17 protein-coding genes and 2 rRNA genes are annotated in these 18,533 nt (G+C 60.2%); 17 read left to right on the forward strand and 2 right to left on the reverse strand.

Annotated elements, in window-relative coordinates:
- Window positions 1–166 precede the first annotated feature (166 nt).
- The 5 genes from ACSSU5_RS13855 to ACSSU5_RS13875 all read left to right on the forward strand — a co-directional run bounded on the left by ACSSU5_RS13855 (window position 167) and on the right by ACSSU5_RS13875 (window position 7,022).
- A 23S ribosomal RNA gene (locus ACSSU5_RS13855) occupies window positions 167–3,058 on the forward strand.
- A 135-nt stretch (window positions 3,059–3,193) separates the two neighbouring features.
- Window positions 3,194–3,309 (forward strand): 5S ribosomal RNA (rrf, locus tag ACSSU5_RS13860).
- A 150-nt stretch (window positions 3,310–3,459) separates the two neighbouring features.
- Entirely contained in the window at window positions 3,460–4,119 is a 660-nt protein-coding gene (locus ACSSU5_RS13865; protein ID WP_264310413.1) for a paraquat-inducible protein A, read from the forward strand.
- Entirely contained in the window at window positions 4,106–4,729 is a 624-nt protein-coding gene (locus ACSSU5_RS13870) for a paraquat-inducible protein A (RefSeq protein WP_264310412.1), read from the forward strand. The genes ACSSU5_RS13865 and ACSSU5_RS13870 overlap by 14 nt, the downstream gene beginning before the upstream one ends.
- Complete coding sequence (locus ACSSU5_RS13875) at window positions 4,722–7,022, forward strand: PqiB family protein (protein WP_492559111.1); 2,301 nt, start codon at window positions 4,722–4,724, stop codon at window positions 7,020–7,022. The genes ACSSU5_RS13870 and ACSSU5_RS13875 overlap by 8 nt, the downstream gene beginning before the upstream one ends.
- A gap of 174 nt (window positions 7,023–7,196) precedes the next feature.
- On the opposite strand, the gene rpsT is transcribed toward ACSSU5_RS13875, so the two are convergent.
- The gene (gene rpsT / locus ACSSU5_RS13880) at window positions 7,197–7,475 is read right to left on the reverse strand and encodes a 30S ribosomal protein S20 (protein ID WP_003247625.1); all 279 of its coding nucleotides are present in this window, start codon (window positions 7,473–7,475) and stop codon (window positions 7,197–7,199) included.
- Between the two features lie 249 nt (window positions 7,476–7,724).
- On the opposite strand from rpsT, the gene murJ reads away from it, so the two are divergent.
- From murJ to ispH, 6 genes are all read left to right on the forward strand, one after another.
- Window positions 7,725–9,263 (forward strand): murein biosynthesis integral membrane protein MurJ, encoded by a 1,539-nt coding sequence (gene murJ / locus ACSSU5_RS13885; RefSeq protein WP_264310410.1) that lies wholly within the window; start codon window positions 7,725–7,727, stop codon window positions 9,261–9,263.
- A gap of 118 nt (window positions 9,264–9,381) precedes the next feature.
- Complete coding sequence (gene ribF, locus ACSSU5_RS13890) at window positions 9,382–10,332, forward strand: bifunctional riboflavin kinase/FAD synthetase (RefSeq protein WP_264310409.1); 951 nt, start codon at window positions 9,382–9,384, stop codon at window positions 10,330–10,332.
- Window positions 10,329–13,160 carry an isoleucine--tRNA ligase gene (gene ileS, locus ACSSU5_RS13895; RefSeq protein ID WP_264310408.1) on the forward strand — a complete coding sequence of 944 codons (2,832 nt, stop codon included), beginning with the start codon at window positions 10,329–10,331 and terminating at the stop codon, window positions 13,158–13,160. Before ribF ends, ileS begins: the two co-directional genes overlap by 4 nt.
- Window positions 13,153–13,668: a signal peptidase II gene (gene lspA, locus ACSSU5_RS13900; protein ID WP_264310407.1), complete on the forward strand. Its 516-nt coding sequence runs from the start codon at window positions 13,153–13,155 to the stop codon at window positions 13,666–13,668. The genes ileS and lspA overlap by 8 nt, the downstream gene beginning before the upstream one ends.
- On the forward strand, window positions 13,661–14,098 hold the full coding sequence (gene fkpB / locus ACSSU5_RS13905; protein ID WP_264310406.1) for an FKBP-type peptidyl-prolyl cis-trans isomerase: 438 nt from the start codon (window positions 13,661–13,663) through the stop codon (window positions 14,096–14,098). The genes lspA and fkpB overlap by 8 nt, the downstream gene beginning before the upstream one ends.
- A gap of 14 nt (window positions 14,099–14,112) precedes the next feature.
- Entirely contained in the window at window positions 14,113–15,060 is a 948-nt protein-coding gene (gene ispH, locus ACSSU5_RS13910; protein WP_264310405.1) for a 4-hydroxy-3-methylbut-2-enyl diphosphate reductase, read from the forward strand.
- Here ispH and ACSSU5_RS13915 read toward each other — a convergent pair whose 3' ends face one another.
- Window positions 15,061–15,543 carry a GspH/FimT family pseudopilin gene (locus ACSSU5_RS13915; RefSeq protein ID WP_264310404.1) on the reverse strand — a complete coding sequence of 161 codons (483 nt, stop codon included), beginning with the start codon at window positions 15,541–15,543 and terminating at the stop codon, window positions 15,061–15,063. It abuts the gene before it with no gap.
- Between ACSSU5_RS13915 and ACSSU5_RS13920 the strand changes: the two genes are divergently transcribed.
- The 6 genes from ACSSU5_RS13920 to thiO are packed head-to-tail and all read left to right on the forward strand — an operon-like array spanning window position 15,494 to window position 18,507.
- Entirely contained in the window at window positions 15,494–15,619 is a 126-nt protein-coding gene (locus ACSSU5_RS13920; RefSeq protein WP_264314020.1) for a hypothetical protein, read from the forward strand. The genes ACSSU5_RS13915 and ACSSU5_RS13920 overlap by 50 nt on opposite strands.
- Before the next feature lie 32 nt (window positions 15,620–15,651).
- Window positions 15,652–15,858 carry a prepilin-type N-terminal cleavage/methylation domain-containing protein gene (locus ACSSU5_RS13925; protein ID WP_264310403.1) on the forward strand — a complete coding sequence of 69 codons (207 nt, stop codon included), beginning with the start codon at window positions 15,652–15,654 and terminating at the stop codon, window positions 15,856–15,858.
- Window positions 15,855–16,502, forward strand: coding sequence for a PilW family protein (locus ACSSU5_RS13930; protein ID WP_264310402.1), 648 nt, complete (start codon window positions 15,855–15,857; stop codon window positions 16,500–16,502). Before ACSSU5_RS13925 ends, ACSSU5_RS13930 begins: the two co-directional genes overlap by 4 nt.
- Window positions 16,499–16,963, forward strand: coding sequence for a hypothetical protein (locus ACSSU5_RS13935; protein ID WP_492559112.1), 465 nt, complete (start codon window positions 16,499–16,501; stop codon window positions 16,961–16,963). The genes ACSSU5_RS13930 and ACSSU5_RS13935 overlap by 4 nt, the downstream gene beginning before the upstream one ends.
- Before the next feature lies 1 nt (window position 16,964).
- Window positions 16,965–17,354, forward strand: coding sequence for a type IV pilin protein (locus ACSSU5_RS13940; protein ID WP_492559113.1), 390 nt, complete (start codon window positions 16,965–16,967; stop codon window positions 17,352–17,354).
- Between the two features lie 55 nt (window positions 17,355–17,409).
- Window positions 17,410–18,507, forward strand: coding sequence for a glycine oxidase ThiO (thiO, locus tag ACSSU5_RS13945; protein ID WP_492559114.1), 1,098 nt, complete (start codon window positions 17,410–17,412; stop codon window positions 18,505–18,507).
- Window positions 18,508–18,533 lie beyond the last annotated feature (26 nt).

The raw sequence follows: 18,533 nt of genomic DNA on the forward strand, positions 1-18,533 counted from the left end.
TTGTCGGATCGTTCTTTAAAAATTCGGATATGTGATAGAAATAGACTGAACACTACTTTCACTGGTAGTGGATCAGGCTAAGGTAAAATTTGTGGGCTCGAAAGAGCAAAACGAATTTTCGGCGAATGTCGTCTTCACAGTATAACCAGATTGCTTGGGGTTATATGGTCAAGTGAAGAAGCGCATACGGTGGATGCCTTGGCAGTCAGAGGCGATGAAAGACGTGGTAGCCTGCGATAAGCTTTGGGGAGTCGGCAAACAGACTGTGATCCAGAGATCTCTGAATGGGGGAACCCACTCAGCATAAGCTGAGTATCTTGTACTGAATACATAGGTGCAAGAGGCGAACCAGGGGAACTGAAACATCTAAGTACCCTGAGGAAAAGAAATCAACCGAGATTCCCTTAGTAGTGGCGAGCGAACGGGGACCAGCCCTTAAGTTGGTTTGAGATTAGTGGAACGCTCTGGAAAGTGCGGCCATAGTGGGTGATAGCCCCGTACACGAAAATCTCTTATCAATGAAATCGAGTAGGACGGAGCACGAGAAACTTTGTCTGAATATGGGGGGACCATCCTCCAAGGCTAAATACTACTGACTGACCGATAGTGAACTAGTACCGTGAGGGAAAGGCGAAAAGAACCCCGGAGAGGGGAGTGAAATAGATCCTGAAACCGTATGCGTACAAGCAGTGGGAGCCTACTTGTTAGGTGACTGCGTACCTTTTGTATAATGGGTCAGCGACTTATATTCAGTGGCGAGCTTAACCGAATAGGGGAGGCGTAGCGAAAGCGAGTCTTAATAGGGCGTTTAGTCGCTGGGTATAGACCCGAAACCGGGCGATCTATCCATGGGCAGGTTGAAGGTTAGGTAACACTGACTGGAGGACCGAACCGACTACCGTTGAAAAGTTAGCGGATGACCTGTGGATCGGAGTGAAAGGCTAATCAAGCTCGGAGATAGCTGGTTCTCCTCGAAAGCTATTTAGGTAGCGCCTCATGTATCACTGTAGGGGGTAGAGCACTGTTTCGGCTAGGGGGTCATCCCGACTTACCAAACCGATGCAAACTCCGAATACCTACAAGTGCCGAGCATGGGAGACACACGGCGGGTGCTAACGTCCGTCGTGAAAAGGGAAACAACCCAGACCGTCAGCTAAGGTCCCAAAGTCATGGTTAAGTGGGAAACGATGTGGGAAGGCTTAGACAGCTAGGAGGTTGGCTTAGAAGCAGCCACCCTTTAAAGAAAGCGTAATAGCTCACTAGTCGAGTCGGCCTGCGCGGAAGATGTAACGGGGCTCAAACCATGCACCGAAGCTACGGGTATCATCTTATGATGATGCGGTAGAGGAGCGTTCTGTAAGCCTGTGAAGGTGAGTTGAGAAGCTTGCTGGAGGTATCAGAAGTGCGAATGCTGACATGAGTAACGACAATGGGAGTGAAAAACTCCCACGCCGAAAGACCAAGGTTTCCTGCGCAACGTTAATCGACGCAGGGTTAGTCGGTCCCTAAGGCGAGGCTGAAAAGCGTAGTCGATGGAAAACAGGTTAATATTCCTGTACTTCCAGTTATTGCGATGGAGGGACGGAGAAGGCTAGGCCAGCTTGGCGTTGGTTGTCCAAGTTTAAGGTGGTAGGCTGAGATCTTAGGCAAATCCGGGATCTCAAGGCCGAGAGCTGATGACGAGTTGCCTTTAGGCGACGAAGTGGTTGATGCCATGCTTCCAAGAAAAGCTCCTAAGCTTCAGATAACTGGGAACCGTACCCCAAACCGACACAGGTGGTTAGGTAGAGAATACCAAGGCGCTTGAGAGAACTCGGGTGAAGGAACTAGGCAAAATGGCACCGTAACTTCGGGAGAAGGTGCGCCGGCGAGGGTTAAGGACTTGCTCCGTAAGCCCATGCCGGTCGAAGATACCAGGCCGCTGCGACTGTTTATTAAAAACACAGCACTCTGCAAACACGAAAGTGGACGTATAGGGTGTGACGCCTGCCCGGTGCCGGAAGGTTAATTGATGGGGTTAGCGCAAGCGAAGCTCTTGATCGAAGCCCCGGTAAACGGCGGCCGTAACTATAACGGTCCTAAGGTAGCGAAATTCCTTGTCGGGTAAGTTCCGACCTGCACGAATGGCGTAACGATGGCGGCGCTGTCTCCACCCGAGACTCAGTGAAATTGAAATCGCTGTGAAGATGCAGTGTATCCGCGGCTAGACGGAAAGACCCCGTGAACCTTTACTATAGCTTTGCACTGGACTTTGAATTTGCTTGTGTAGGATAGGTGGGAGGCTTTGAAGTGGGGACGCCAGTTCTCATGGAGCCATCCTTGAAATACCACCCTGGCAACTTTGAGGTTCTAACTCAGGTCCGTTATCCGGATCGAGGACAGTGTATGGTGGGTAGTTTGACTGGGGCGGTCTCCTCCCAAAGAGTAACGGAGGAGTACGAAGGTGCGCTCAGACCGGTCGGAAATCGGTCGTAGAGTATAAAGGCAAAAGCGCGCTTGACTGCGAGACAAACACGTCGAGCAGGTACGAAAGTAGGTCTTAGTGATCCGGTGGTTCTGTATGGAAGGGCCATCGCTCAACGGATAAAAGGTACTCCGGGGATAACAGGCTGATACCGCCCAAGAGTTCATATCGACGGCGGTGTTTGGCACCTCGATGTCGGCTCATCACATCCTGGGGCTGAAGCCGGTCCCAAGGGTATGGCTGTTCGCCATTTAAAGTGGTACGCGAGCTGGGTTTAGAACGTCGTGAGACAGTTCGGTCCCTATCTGCCGTGGACGTTTGAGATTTGAGAGGGGCTGCTCCTAGTACGAGAGGACCGGAGTGGACGAACCTCTGGTGTTCCGGTTGTCACGCCAGTGGCATTGCCGGGTAGCTATGTTCGGAAGAGATAACCGCTGAAAGCATCTAAGCGGGAAACTTGCCTCAAGATGAGATCTCACTGGGATCTTGAATCCCCTAAAGGGCCGTCGAAGACTACGACGTTGATAGGTTGGGTGTGTAAGCGCTGTGAGGCGTTGAGCTAACCAATACTAATTGCCCGTGAGGCTTGACCATATAACACCCAAGCAATTTGAGCGTAAGACGCCGAATTGTGGTGGTGAAGACGAAATAACCGAAAGTTCGTAACCACAAATATCGCATATCCGAATTCGCTGGGCTGTTCATCTGGACATTCTGGCTACAGAATTTCTTGACGACCATAGAGCATTGGAACCACCTGATCCCATCCCGAACTCAGTAGTGAAACGATGCATCGCCGATGGTAGTGTGGGGTTTCCCCATGTGAGAGTAGGTCATCGTCAAGATTCATTTCGCAAAACCCCTATCTGCGCGAGCAGGTAGGGGTTTTGTCTTTTCCTGGAACAAAAACCGCTCGCGAACCGGTCAATAGTCGCCTCCCACATTTCGAGTCAGATCACTAGAATAGAGCCCACGCATCCATTCAGAAGCTCGATATGCCCAACCCTGTCGAACCCGAAGCACTGGCCCAATTGCCGCTGGACGAACTCGTGGCTTGCCACGAATGCGACCTGCTGATGCGCAAGCCCGTGCTGCAGCACGATGAAAAAGCCCAGTGCCCGCGCTGTGGCTATGAGCTTTACGCCCACCGGCACAATGTGGTCAACCGCAGCCTGGCTTTGGTGCTCACCGCCCTGCTACTTTTCGTGCCTGCCAACTTTCTGCCGATCATGCAGTTACACCTGCTTGGCCAGACGTCGGACGATACGGTCTGGAGCGGCGTGGTGGGCCTGTATAACTCACAAATGCGCGGCGTAGCCGTCGTAGTCTTCCTGTGCAGCATGGCCATTCCCTTGGCGAAGCTGTTGTGCCAGTTGGCGGTACTGCTGAGCATTCGGCTGGACGTGGGGCGCAGCTATGGCTTGTTGTTCTATCGCATCTATCACCACTTGCGCGACTGGGGCATGCTCGAGGTCTATTTCATGGGCGTGCTGGTGGCGATCGTCAAGCTGGTGGACCTGGCTGAACTGACCGTGGGGTTGGGGCTGTTCTGCTTTATCAGCTTGTTGTTGATTCAGGTGTGGCTTGAGGTGGTGATGTCACCGCATCAGATCTGGAGTGCGCTTTCGGGGGAGGATCTCCATGCGGGCGATTGATGCAGGCATCCTTGTCTGCAATGAGTGTCACGAACTGAACAGGCAGGAGGCCGACAGCGCCTCGCAGACGTGCACACGCTGCGGTGCCATCGTGCATGGCCGCCGGCCGAACAGTATCGTGCGTACCTGGGCGTTGCTGATTGCGGCGTCCATTTTGTACATCCCTGCCAATCTGTTGCCGATCATGACTGTAAGCACACTGGGCCAGGGTAGCCCCGATACCATCATGTCGGGCGTCATTACCCTGCTCAAGCACGGCATGGTGCCAATCGCTGCGGTGGTATTCATTGCCAGTATTCTGGTGCCTACCTTCAAGCTGGTGGGTATTGGTTTGCTGCTGTACTCCGTTCAGCGTCGCCAGCCACTTTCGGCGCGCCAGCGGATCCTGATGTACCGCTTTATCGAATTCATCGGACGCTGGTCCATGCTCGATATCTTCGTCATCGCCATTCTGGTGGCGGTGGTGAATTTTGGGCGAATAGCCAGTGTCGAAGCCAACCTGGGCGCTGTCGCCTTCGCCAGTGTGGTGATTCTGACGATGCTCGCTGCTTTAACTTTCGATCCCCGACTGATTTGGGATAACACGGAGTCGGATGACGACCATGAGTGACCTGCCAACGGCAAAAACCCGCCCAGCTTCGAACTGGTCGGCCATCTGGATCCTGCCGCTGATCGCGTTAATGATCGGTGGCTGGTTGGCATGGCAGGCTTATCGTGATGCGGGTGTGGAAATCGAGGTTCGCTTCACCACGGGTGAAGGGATCGTCGCCAACAAGACCGAAGTCATCTACAAAGGCATGCCGGTCGGCAAGGTGACGGCTTTGGTGCTGGATGCCAAAGGTGCCAACCAGGGTGTAATTGCCACCATTGAGATGAACAAGGCTGCTCAGTCGCACCTGACCACCGGGACGCGCTTCTGGCTGGTCAAGCCAAGCGTCAGCCTGGCGGGTATTACCGGCCTGGAGACGTTGGTCTCAGGTAACTACATCGCCGTCAGCCCGGGTGAAGGGGAGAAGGCCAAGCGCTTCACTGCCTTGTCCACAGCGCCGCCTTTGTCGGACAGTGAGCCGGGCTTGCACCTGATACTCAAAGCCGATCGACTGGGTTCGCTCAATCGCGACAGCCCAGTGTTCTACAAGCAGATCCAGGTCGGCCGGGTGAAGAGCTACCGGCTTTCTGACGATCAGGACACGGTCGAGATCAAGGTGTTCATCCAGCCGGCCTACGCCAGCCTGGTGCGCAAACACACGCGATTCTGGAACGCCAGCGGTATCAGTATCGATGCAAGCCTGTCGGGGGTGAAGGTGCGTAGCGAGTCCCTGTCGAGCATCGTCGCCGGCGGTATTGCCTTCGCGACCCCGGAATACCGCAAGGACAGCCCGCCAACCGACCCCAGCCTGCCGTTTCGCCTGTATGAGGACTTCGATGCAGCCCAGGCCGGGATCCGTATCAAGGTCAAGCTGAGTGACTACGAAGGCCTGCAGGCCGGTCGCACGCCGGTGATGTACAAGGGGATTCAGGTCGGCTCGCTGAAAGCGCTGAAAATGGAGGATAACCTCGGCAGCGCCATGGCTGAGCTCACCCTTGACCCGCTGACCGAGGACTACCTGGTCGAAGGGACGCAGTTCTGGGTGGTCAAGCCGTCCATTTCCCTGGCCGGCATCACAGGCTTGGAGGCCTTGGTAAAAGGTAACTACATTGCCATTCGCCCCGGCGAGAAAGGCGCCAAGCCGCTGCGTGAGTTCGAAGCCCGACCCAAGGCGCCGCCGCTGGATCTCAAGGCCCCGGGCCTGCACATGGTGCTGTTCGCCGATACCCTGGGCTCGCTGGAAATCGGTAGCCCGGTGATGTATCGCCAGGTGAAAGTGGGCAGCGTGCAGAGCTACCAGTTCGCCCGCAATAGCAATCGCATCCTGATCGGTGTGCATATCGAGAAGGAATACGAGAACCTGGTCAACGGCTCGTCGCGCTTCTGGAACGTCAGCGGCATTACCCTGACCGGTGGCCTGTCGGGCATCAAGATCAAGAGCGAGTCACTGCAGACGCTCATGGCTGGCGGCATCGCCTTCGATACGCCAAGGCCTGATGTAGCGCTCAAGCGTCATATTCCACGGTTCCGTCTGCATGAGAGCCAGGAGGCGGTCAATCGTGCGGGTACGTTGGTCACGATTCGTGTGGACCGTGCCGATGGCCTGAAGCCGGGTACGCCAATTCGCTTCCGTGGCCTGGACGTTGGCAGTATCGAGAGCGTCGACCTCACCGCAGACTTGCAGGCCGTGCTGCTGCGGGCGCGTATCACCGAAGCTGCAGAGCGAATTGCGCGCGTCGGTACGCAGTTCTGGGTGGTCAAGCCTGCCTTAGGCCTGGTGCGCACTGAGAATCTCGACACCTTGATTGGCGGCCAATACCTGGAAGTGCAGCCGGCGGCCAAGGACAAGGGCACGCAACGTGATTTCATCGCCCTGGCCGATGCCCCGCAGATTGCCGGGCCTGAGGTCGGCCTGCCATTGACGCTCAGTGCACCGCGGCGCGGCTCGATCAAGCCGGGTGTGCCGGTGACCTACCGTGAGGTCGCGGTAGGCAAGGTGACGGGCTTCGAGTTGGGCCAGAGTGCCGATCGCGTGCTGATCCATATCCTTATCGAGCCGCGCTATGCAGCCTTGGTGCGCAGTGGCAGCCGTTTCTGGAACAGCAGTGGCTTTGGCTTTGATTGGGGGCTGTTCAAGGGGGCGACGGTGCGTACCGAATCGCTGGAGACACTCATCGATGGCGGTATTGCCTTTGCCACACCGGATGGCGAGCAGATGGGCAACCCGGCGCGGCCGCAGCAGACCTTTGCCCTGTTCGACAAGGCAGAGGACCAATGGCTGCAGTGGGCGCCTAAGATCCAGATAGCCAAGTGATCTTTCTATCAGCAGGGCCCTTGTAGCCCCGGTTTTGACTTCGCCATAGATAACGCTGGGGCTGCTACGCAGCCCCTTTCCCCGGCAAGGCCGCTCCTACAGAAGCGCGTGAGCGGTTAAATTGCAGGCAACAAAAAACCGACCCTAGGGCCGGTTTTTTGACAAGCATGTCGCTTAGGCAGCTGCAGCTTCTTTCAGCGCCTTGATGTGGCCATTCAGACGGCCTTTGTGGCGAGCAGCTTTGTTCTTGTGGATGATACCTTTATCGGCCATACGGTCGATTACAGGTACAGCCAGAACGTAAGCGGCTTGCGCTTTTTCAGCGTCTTTTGCGTCGATGGCTTTAACTACATTCTTGATGTAGGTGCGGACCATGGAACGCAGGCTGGCGTTGTGGCTGCGACGCTTCTCAGCCTGTTTTGCACGTTTCTTGGCGGAAGGTGTGTTGGCCACCGTCGAGCTCCTCGAAAGACTTTAGGTAAATAGCAAACAAAATAGGCCGCGAATCATGCCGATCAGTCGAACGGATGTCAAGGCCACCTGCAAGGTTCCGCCGAGCGGTGCGCCAACAAGAGGGAAAGATTCCTTTCTGCTGCGCGACCTGTAAACTCGGGAATTTTTGGCTCCCCTGCGAAGGCGCGGGAGTATCGCACATTCGAACGCTGTCTGCAGCGTCCTCTGTCTCTGACGTGAATCTTTTCGATGAATTTGCTCAAATCCCTGGCTGCGGTCAGCTCGATTACCATGATTTCCAGGGTGTTGGGCTTTGTGCGCGACACCATTCTGGCGCGTGTGTTTGGTGCCGGCATCGCCACTGATGCCTTTTTCATCGCGTTCAAGTTGCCCAACCTGCTGCGACGGATCTTTGCCGAAGGCGCGTTTTCGCAAGCCTTCGTGCCGATTCTGGCCGAGTACAAGACCCAGCAGGGCGACGAAGCGACCCGCACCTTCATCGCTTATGTCAGCGGCTTGCTGACCCTGGTCCTGGCCCTGGTCACGGCCGTTGGTATCTTCGCGGCACCCTGGGTGGTGTGGGCCACCGCGCCAGGTTTTGTCGACAGTGCCGAAAAATACGCGCTCACCACCGACCTGTTGCGGGTGACCTTTCCTTATATATTGCTGATCTCGCTGTCGTCCCTGGCGGGTGCGATCCTCAATACCTGGAACCGTTTCTCCGTCCCGGCGTTCACCCCGACCTTGCTGAACGTGGCGATGATCATCTTCGCCGTGGCGCTCACGCCGTATTTCGACCCGCCGATCATGGCGCTGGCCTGGGGCGTACTGGCGGGTGGCCTGGCGCAACTGCTGTACCAGCTGCCGGCATTGAAAAAGATCGGCATGCTCGTGCTGCCCCGCCTGAACCTGCGCGACACCGGTGTATGGCGCGTGCTCAAACAGATGCTGCCGGCGATCCTCGGGGTCTCGGTCAGCCAGATATCACTGATCATCAACACCATCTTCGCCTCGTTCCTGGTGGCCGGCTCGGTGTCGTGGATGTACTACGCCGATCGGCTCATGGAGTTGCCGTCCGGCGTGCTGGGCGTGGCGCTGGGCACTATCTTGCTGCCAACGTTGGCCAAGACCTATGCCAACAAGGACCGCGAAGAGTATTCACGCATCCTCGACTGGGGCCTGCGCCTGTGCTTCCTGCTGGTGTTGCCCTGCACCCTGGCCATGGCCATTCTGGCCGAGCCGATGACCGTGGCGCTGTTCCAGTACGGCAAGTTCAGCGCGTTCGATGCGGCGATGACCCAGCGCGCGTTGATGGCCTATTCTGTGGGCCTGTTGGCGATCATTCTGGTCAAGGTGCTGGCACCAGGCTTCTATGCGCAGCAGAATATCCGTACCCCAGTGAAGATCGCGGTGTTCACGCTGGTGTGCACCCAGTTGTTGAACCTGGCCCTGGTTGGCCCGCTTGCGCATGCCGGGCTGGCCCTGGCGATCAGCCTCGGTGCCTGCCTCAATGCCGGCCTGCTGTTCTGGAAACTGCGCAGCCAAGGGCTGTTCGAACCGCAACCGGGGTGGACCCGCTTCCTGTTTAAACTGGTGTTGGCGGTGACATTGATGTCGGCGGTTTTGCTGGCGGGCATGCACTATATGCCGGCCTGGGAGCAGGGCGGCATGCTCGAGCGCTTCGCGCGTCTCGGGGCGCTGATCCTGGCGGGTGTCGTAACCTATTTCGGCTGCCTGTACCTGTGTGGCTTCCGGCCTCGGCATTTCGCCCGCAAGGCCCTGCACTGAAGCCCAGAGCACGTCAGGCGTCGGTTTTTCGCATTCCACGCCACACCCGGGCGCTGCTGCCTGTCACCGGCGCCCGGGTGTGGTTATAATCGGCCACTTTATGAGCAAGAAGCGCGTTATGCAGCTGGTTCGAGGTCTTCACAACCTGCGCCCCGAGCACCGGGGCTGTGTCGCCACCATTGGCAACTTCGACGGGGTTCACCGTGGCCACCAGGCAATCCTGGCGCGTCTGCGTGAGCGCGGCCAGGCACTTGGCCTGCCGACTTGCGTGGTGATCTTCGAGCCACAGCCGCGCGAATACTTTGCCCCCGATACCGCGCCGGCGCGTCTGGCACGGTTGCGTGACAAGGTCGAACTGCTGGCCGCCGAGGGTATCGACCGGGTGCTGTGCCTGGCATTCAACCAGCGCCTGAGCAAGCTTGGCGCCGATGAATTTGTCAAAGCCATCCTGGTAGACGGCCTGGGCGTGCGTCACCTTGAAGTGGGCGACGACTTCCGCTTTGGCTGCGACCGCGCAGGCGATTTTGCCTTCCTGGTCGAGGCCGGCGACAAGTACGGGTTCACCGTCGAAGCCGCCAACACCGTGATCCAGGACGGCCTGCGGGTCAGCAGCACCGAAGTGCGCAAGGCCTTGTCCGAAGGTAACTTCGAACTGGCCGAGCACCTGCTGGGCCGCCCGTACCGCATCACTGGCCGCGTCCTGCACGGCCAGAAACTGGCGCGCCAACTCGGCACGCCCACCGCCAACATCCAGCTCAAGCGCCGCCGCGTGCCGCTGTCCGGGGTTTACCTGGCCAGCATCGAAATCGACGGCAAGGCCTGGCCGGGTGTTGGCAATATCGGCGTGCGCCCCACCGTTGCCGGTGATGGGCGCCCGCACCTGGAGATTCATCTTCTGGATTATGCCGGCGACCTGTATGGCCGGCGTCTGACGGTGGAGTTCCACCACAAGCTGCGTGAAGAGCAGCGATTCGCCTCCCTGGAGGCGCTGAAGTCGGCGATCGACGCGGACATCGCCGCCGCACGTGCACATTGGCACGCTCAACCGCTAACGAAGAGCCTGAAATGACCGACTACAAAGCCACGCTTAACCTTCCGGACACCGCCTTCCCCATGAAGGCCGGCCTGCCTCAGCGCGAACCGCAGATCCTGCAGCGCTGGGACAGCATTGGCCTGTACCAGAAGCTGCGCGAAATTGGCAAGGATCGTCCGAAGTTCGTCCTGCACGACGGCCCGCCCTATGCCAACGGCAAGATTCACATCGGTCATGCGCTGAACAAGATTCTCAAGGACATGATCGTCCGCTCCAAGACCCTGTCCGGTTTCGACGCGCCGTACGTGCCGGGTTGGGACTGCCACGGCCTGCCGATCGAGCACAAGGTCGAAGTCACCCATGGCAAGCACCTGTCGGCCGACCGCACCCGTGAGCTGTGCCGCGAATACGCCGCCGAGCAGATCGAAGGGCAGAAGACCGAGTTCATCCGCTTGGGTGTGCTGGGTGACTGGGACAACCCGTACAAGACCATGAACTTCGCCAACGAGGCCGGTGAGATCCGTGCCCTGGCCGAGATGGTCAAGCAAGGCTTCGTGTTCAAGGGCCTCAAGCCTGTGAACTGGTGCTTCGATTGCGGCTCGGCCCTGGCTGAAGCCGAGGTTGAATACGCCGACAAAAAATCCCAGACCATCGATGTGGCCTTCCCGGTCGCCGACGCCGACAAGCTGGCCGCTGCCTTTGGCCTGGCCTCGCTGGCCAAGCCCGCCGCCATCGTGATCTGGACCACCACCCCGTGGACCATCCCCGCCAACCAGGCGCTGAACATCCACCCGGAGTTCAAGTACGCCCTGGTCGATACCGGCGAGCGCCTGCTGGTGCTGGCCGAAGAGCTGGTCGAGTCGTGCCTCAAGCGCTACAACCTGGAAGGCTCGGTTATCGCCACCGCCCAGGGTTCGGCCCTGGAGCTGATCAACTTCCGCCACCCGTTCTACGACCGCCTGTCGCCACTCTACCTGGCAGACTACGTCGAGTTGGGCGCCGGTACCGGTGTGGTTCACTCCGCGCCTGCCTACGGTGAAGACGACTTCGTCACCTGCAAGCGCTACGGCATGGTCAACGACGACATCCTCACCCCGGTGCAGAGCAACGGTGTGTACGTCGAGTCACTGGAATTCTTCGGCGGCCAGTTCATCTGGAAGGCCAACCCGGCCATCGTCGAGAAGCTCAGCGAAGTCGGTGCGCTGATGCATACCGAAACCATCAGCCACAGCTACATGCACTGCTGGCGCCACAAGACCCCGCTGATCTACCGCGCCACCGCGCAGTGGTTCGTCGGCATGGACAAGCAGCCAACCACCGGCGAGCCGCTGCGTGAGCGCGCGCTCAAGGCCATCGAAGACACCAAGTTCGTCCCGGCCTGGGGCCAGGCGCGCCTGCACTCGATGATCGCCAACCGCCCGGACTGGTGCATCTCGCGTCAGCGCAACTGGGGCGTGCCGATCCCGTTCTTCCTGCACAAGCAGACCGGCGAGCTGCACCCGCGTACCGTCGAACTGATGGAAGCGGTGGCCAAGCGCGTCGAGCAAGAGGGCATCGAGGCCTGGTTCAAGCTGGACGCCACTGAACTGCTCGGCGACGAAGCCGGCCAGTACGACAAGATCACCGACACCCTGGACGTGTGGTTCGACTCCGGTACCACCCACTGGCACGTGCTGCGTGGCTCGCACGACATCGGCCACGCCACCGGTCCGGTCGCCGACCTGTACCTGGAAGGCTCCGACCAGCACCGCGGCTGGTTCCACTCGTCCTTGCTGACCGGTTGCGCCGTTGACAACCACGCGCCGTACCGCGAGCTGCTGACCCACGGCTTCACCGTGGACGAGAACGGCCGCAAGATGTCCAAGTCGCTGGGCAACACCATCGAGCCGGAAAAGGTCAACAACACCCTGGGTGCCGACATCCTGCGCCTGTGGGTTTCGGCCACCGACTACTCCGGTGAAATGGCCGTTTCCGAGCAGATCCTGCAGCGCAGCGCCGACGCCTACCGCCGTATCCGCAACACCGCGCGCTTCCTGCTCTCCAACCTGTCCGGCTTCGACCCGGCCCGCGACCTGCTGGCCCCAGAGGACATGCTGGCCCTGGACCGTTGGGCAGTGGACCGCACGCTGCTGCTGCAGCGCGAGCTGGAAGAGCACTACAGCGAGTACCGTTTCTGGAACGTCTACTCGAAGATCCACAACTTCTGCGTGCAGGAGCTGGGTGGCTTCTACCTCGACATCATCAAGGACCGCCAGTACACCACCGGCGCCAACAGTGTCGCCCGCCGTTCGTGCCAGTCCGCGCTGTACCACATCAGTGAGGCGCTGGTGCGCTGGATCGCGCCGATCCTGTCCTTCACCGCCGACGAAATCTGGCAGTACCTGCCGGGCGAGCGCAACGAGTCGGTGATGCTCAACGGCTGGTACCAGGGCCTGAGCGAGCTGCCAGAAGGCATCGAGCTGGACCGTGCCTACTGGGATCGGGTCATGGCGGTCAAGGCATCGGTCAACAAGGAGCTGGAAAACCAGCGTACCGCCAAGGTCATCGGCGGCAACCTGCAGGCCGAAGTTACCCTGTACGCCGAGGAAGGCCTGAGCGCCGACCTGAGCAAGCTGGGCGACGAGCTGCGCTTCGTGCTGATCACCTCGGCTGCCAGCGTGGTGCCGTTTGTGCAGGCACCGGCTGACGCCGTGGCGACCGAAGTCGAAGGCCTCAAGCTGAAAGTGGTCAAGTCCGGCCACGCCAAGTGCGGCCGCTGCTGGCACTTCCGCGCCGACGTCGGCAGCCACCCGGAGCACCCGGAAATCTGCAGCCGTTGCGTCGACAACCTGAGCGGTTCGGGTGAGGTGCGCCACTATGCCTAACCCTGCAGCGGGGCGCTTCGGGCGCCTTGCCTGGCTCTGGCTGAGCCTGGTGGTCCTGGTCCTTGACCAGGTCACCAAGGTTTACTTCGAAGGCAAATTGAGCCTGTACCAGCAGATCGTGGTCATCCCGGACTACTTCAGCTGGACCCTGGCCTACAACACCGGGGCGGCTTTCAGCTTCCTCGCCGATGGCGCCGGCTGGCAGCGCTGGCTGTTTGCCGTGATCGCCGTGGTGGTCAGTGCGGTGCTGGTGGTCTGGCTCAAGCGCCTTGGGCGCAGCGAGACCTGGCTGGCCATCGCGCTGGCGCTGGTGCTGGGTGGTGCGCTGGGGAACCTGTACGACCGCATCGTGCTTGGCCACGTAGTCGATTTCATCCTGGTGCACTGGCAGAACCGCCATTACTTCCCGGCCTTCAACCTGGCCGACAGTGCGATTTGCGTTGGCGCGGTAATGCTGGCGCTGGATATGTTCAAGAGCAAGAAGTCCGAGGAGCCTGTCCATGACTGACATCCGTATTGGCCAGAACACCGAAGTCACCTTGCACTTCGCGCTGCACCTGGAAAACGGCGATACTGTCGACAGCACCTTCGACAAGTCGCCAGCCGTGTTCAAGGTCGGTGATGGCAACCTGTTGCCAGGTTTCGAAGCCGCGCTGTTCGGCTTCAAGGCCGGCGACAAGCGCACCGTCACTGTGGCCCCTGAGAGCGCCTTCGGCCAGCCGAACCCGCAGAATGTGCAAGTGATGCCGCGTTCGCAGTTCACCGACATGGAGTTGTCCGAAGGCCTGTTGGTGATCTTCAATGACGCCGCCAACGCCGAGCTGCCGGGCGTGGTCAAGGCGTTCGATGACGCGCAAGTGACCATCGACTTCAATCACCCACTGGCTGGCAAGACCCTGAGCTTCGAGGTGCAGATCCTCGACGTGAAGGCCTTGTAAGCCTGGAGCCGAGCATGCAAATCAAACTCGCCAACCCTCGCGGTTTTTGCGCGGGGGTCGACCGGGCGATCGAGATCGTCAACCGTGCCCTGGAAGTCTTTGGCCCGCCGATCTACGTGCGTCACGAAGTGGTGCACAACAAGTTCGTGGTCGAAGACCTGCGCAACCGCGGTGCCATCTTCGTCGAAGAGCTGGAGCAGGTACCTGACGACGTCATCGTCATCTTCAGCGCCCACGGTGTTTCCCAGGCCGTGCGCCAGGAAGCGGCCGGGCGTGGTCTTAAGGTGTTCGATGCCACCTGCCCGCTGGTCACCAAGGTGCACATCGAGGTGGCCAAGTACAGCCGCGACGGCCGTGAATGCATCCTCATCGGCCACGCAGGCCACCCTGAAGTCGAAGGCACCATGGGGCAGTACGACGCCAGCAACGGCGGCGCCATCTACCTCGTCGAAGACGAGCAGGATGTCGCCAAGCTGCAGGTGCGCGACCCGGACCACTTGGCCTTCGTGACCCAGACCACGCTGTCGATGGATGACACCAGCCGTGTCATCGATGCCCTGCGTGCGCGCTTCCCGAACATCGGTGGCCCGCGCAAGGACGACATCTGCTACGCCACCCAGAACCGCCAGGATGCCGTCAAGCAACTGGCCGGCGAATGTGACGTGGTACTGGTGGTCGGCAGCCCGAACAGCTCCAACTCCAACCGCCTGCGTGAACTGGCCGAGCGCATGGGTACCCCTGCGTACCTGATCGATGGTGCCGAGGACCTGCAGCGCAGCTGGTTTGGTGACGCGGCCCGCATCGGCATCACTGCGGGCGCTTCTGCACCGGAAGTGCTGGTGCGTGGCGTGATCGAGCAGCTCAAGGCGTGGGGCGCTTCTGGCGCCGAAGAGCTCGATGGGCGCGAGGAGAACATCACGTTCTCGATGCCTAAAGAGCTGCGGGTTCGTTCGCTGATCTGATCAGGCACGTGCGCACAGTGAGCCCCTCTCGGGCTCACCCGTGCGCAGGCTGACCCTGCCGCTGGTTGACAGCACTACGTGATGCTGGCCGGTGGGGGAGGAGCGCTCGCATATTTCCAGGGTTGCATTGTTGAGCCCCAGCGGAACCCCCAATGCACTGAACCTCACTTGCCCCCGGGTGTTGTGGGCAATTTTCAGCGGTCGCGACAAACGGTGTTCACGCAGCACCTGCTGATTGTGCTCAAGCACCGCACGCCACCCCTTTCCCCAATCGCCTTCTATGGGTTGCACCAGCACCGCCTGGCCTTGCAGCAATGCGTGGCTGCGCGCACTGCGCAGCGCCTGCGCGAGGTCCCGTGCTGCGGCTGCGCTGTGTAAGTCGTCAGAGATGCCAGTGTAGGCAGGCATCCCCAGCTGTGTCAGAACGGCCGCCATGGCCAGCGCCAACATCATTTGTATCAGTGTTGCACCCTGTTGCCGCACCGTGCATTTCTCCCTGGAAGTGCTTCGCTTCAGCTTCAACGTCGCAGGGCAATTGATCCAGTCGCCCGGCGAGTAATCAGCTGCAGGAAAAGTCGTAGGGGCGCAGGGATGCGAACGATGGAACGGGGCATGACGCTTCTGGAGGTACTGCTGGCCATGGTGGTGGTGGCCGTGGGCATGTTTGCCGCAGCAGCCCTGCAGGTGCGCGCATTGCAGGCAACCGAGGCCGCACGGCACGACGCGCAGGCCGCCTTGTTGGTGCACACACAGCGAGAGCAAACCAGGGCAGCAGGCGAGCGGCAGGTGCAGCGATGAACCACGCACAGCGCGGTTTTGGCTTGCTCGAAGTGGTGCTGGCGCTCGCCATCGGTTTGCTGCTGCTGGCAGCAGCCAGCCAGCTGTTTGTGTCTGCCCATGAAACCTGGCGTCTGCAGGGTGTGGCCGCACGGCTGCAGGGTGATGCCCGGTTGGCCTTGCAACGCATGGCCCAGGACATTCGCATGGCCGGCATGTTCGGTTGCCTGCGTTTGCAGCCCGGCGATTTCAAAGACCCGGCAGCGCGCCAAGCCTTCGCCCACCCACTGCAAGTAGGCCCCACCAGCCTGAGTCTGGTGGTTGCTGAGCTGCCTGGGCATACCGGTGCTCCAGGCTGGACGCTGCTGACCAACTGCACTGACGAGGCCCACGTGTACAAGGGACGAGCTGAAAGCAGCGGACAGCTGTTGGCGTTCCCTATCAGCCGGCACGTCTATGTACTGGAGGAGGGCACGTTGAAGTTCCGGCGACGAGGTAGCCCGCAACCGTTGGTCGACCATGTGCGCGAGATGCGTGTGGCGCTTGTCGAGACACCGCAAGGCGGGCGGGTGGATGTGCACTTGACCCTGTACGAACCCACCCTGGGCATCGAACAGCAGCATGTGCTGAGTGTGGCGCTGCGCAACCCAGTGGCCGAGTTATGAAGCGCCAACGCGGCGTGGTGTTGCTGTTAGCGCTGGTACTGAGCGCGCTGCTTGGCCTGCTCGCGGCCTCGGCCCTGCGCGATGCGTTGGTGGAAACACGCATGACCGGCTACTGGCGTGATGGGCTCAAGGCACTTGAGCAAGCCGAACAGACACTGCTGCTGGCTGCTGCGCAGCTAACGCAGGCAACGCCCCCGGTGTGCAAGCCCTGCCAACCACCACAACGCCCGCACGCCTTGCAGGGCGGCTGGCAGGGCAGCGAAAGCGGCTTCTTCCACGTGCAGAACCTTGGCACAAGCGAGCGCGTCGTGCACTTGCCCGAGGGCCAGCAGGCCACCTTGTTCAGGGTGACTGCCGTCAGCCGGCAAGCCGAGTCGCGGCATGTACTGGAAGCGGTGTATGCCCTGTCGGGCGGTGAGGTGCGGCGCATCCTCTGGCGACAAAGATTGAGGGAACCCTGACATGCAGCAAGGCCTGAGCCTGATCGAATTGTTGATTGTCGTGGCCGTGACCGGCATTCTGGCAGCCATTGCCTACCCCAGTTACAGCGACCAGCTCAAGCGAGCCGCACGCAGCGAAGTGGTTGGCCTGCTGCATGACGCCGCCTTGCGCCTGGAGCGCCACCGCGTGCGCACGGGCCAATACGCCGAGGGCGAGCTGGCATTGCCCACTGCCAACCGTCATTACAGCCTGCAGGCCCAACGTGGCAGCGATACCTTCACGCTGAGCGCGAGGCGGCTGCCCAATGGCCTGATGGCCGATGATCGCTGCGGTGATTTTCAGCTTGATCAAAGCGGCGTGCGCAGGAATCCGGGCCGCCTGGACGGCAGCGAGCAGTGTTGGGGAAGCTGAAGCATGAATGATGCCCGGCGCATCGCGGTTTTACTTCAGGTGTTTGGATCGACAGATGAGCAAGCAAGTAGTGGTGGTCGGCGGTGGGGTTATTGGCCTGCTGACGGCGTTCAACCTGGCGGCGAACGTCGGGCAGGTAGTGGTCTGCGACCAAGGTGAGGTTGGCCGCGAGTCGTCCTGGGCCGGTGGCGGCATCGTCTCGCCGTTGTACCCATGGCGCTACAGCCCGGCGGTAACCGCCCTGGCGCACTGGTCCCAGGATTTTTATCCACAGCTGGGCGAGCACCTGTTCGCTGCTACGGGCATCGATCCGCAGGTGCATACCACCGGGCTGTATTGGCTGGACCTGGACGATGAAGCCGAGGCGCTGGCCTGGGCCGAGCGCGAGCGGCGCCCGCTCAGTGCTGTGGATATCTCGGCCGCCTATGACGCGGTGCCGGTGCTGGGGCCTGGTTTCAAGCGCGCCATTTACATGGCGGGCGTGGCCAACGTGCGCAATCCGCGCTTGGTGAAGTCGCTCAAAGCGGCCTTGCTGGCGCTCCCTAACGTGAGCCTGCGTGAACACTGCCAGGTCACTGGCTTCCGCCATGAGGGTGAGCGCGTCACCGGCGTGCAGACGGCAGACGGCGTGATCGATGCCGATGAAGTGGTATTGAGCGCAGGTGCCTGGAGCGGCGATCTGCTGCGCACGCTTGGCCTGGAGCTGCCGGTGGAGCCGGTGAAGGGCCAGATGATTCTGTTCAAGTGTGCCGAAGACTTCTTGCCGAGCATGGTGCTGGCGAAGGGGCGCTACGCGATTCCGCGCCGCGACGGGCACATTCTAGTGGGCAGTACGCTGGAGCATGCCGGCTACGACAAGACCCCAACCGAGCAGGCGCTGGAGAGCCTCAAGGCTTCGGCGGTCGAGCTGCTGCCGGAGCTGGCACGGGCCACGGTGGTGGGGCATTGGGCGGGGCTGCGACCTGGCTCGCCGGAAGGCATCCCGTACATAGGGCCAGTGCCTGGGCATGAAGGGTTGTGGCTCAATTGCGGGCATTACCGCAATGGCCTGGTGCTGGCGCCAGCGTCTTGCCAGCTGTTTGTCGATTTGCTGATCGGGGCTGAGCCGATCATCGACCCGGCGCCGTATGCGCCGGCAGGGCGTTTGGGCTGAGAGTGCCGGGCCCGCTTTGCGGGCCT

The organism is Pseudomonas sp. E1MeOHC2 (genome assembly GCF_058745025.1).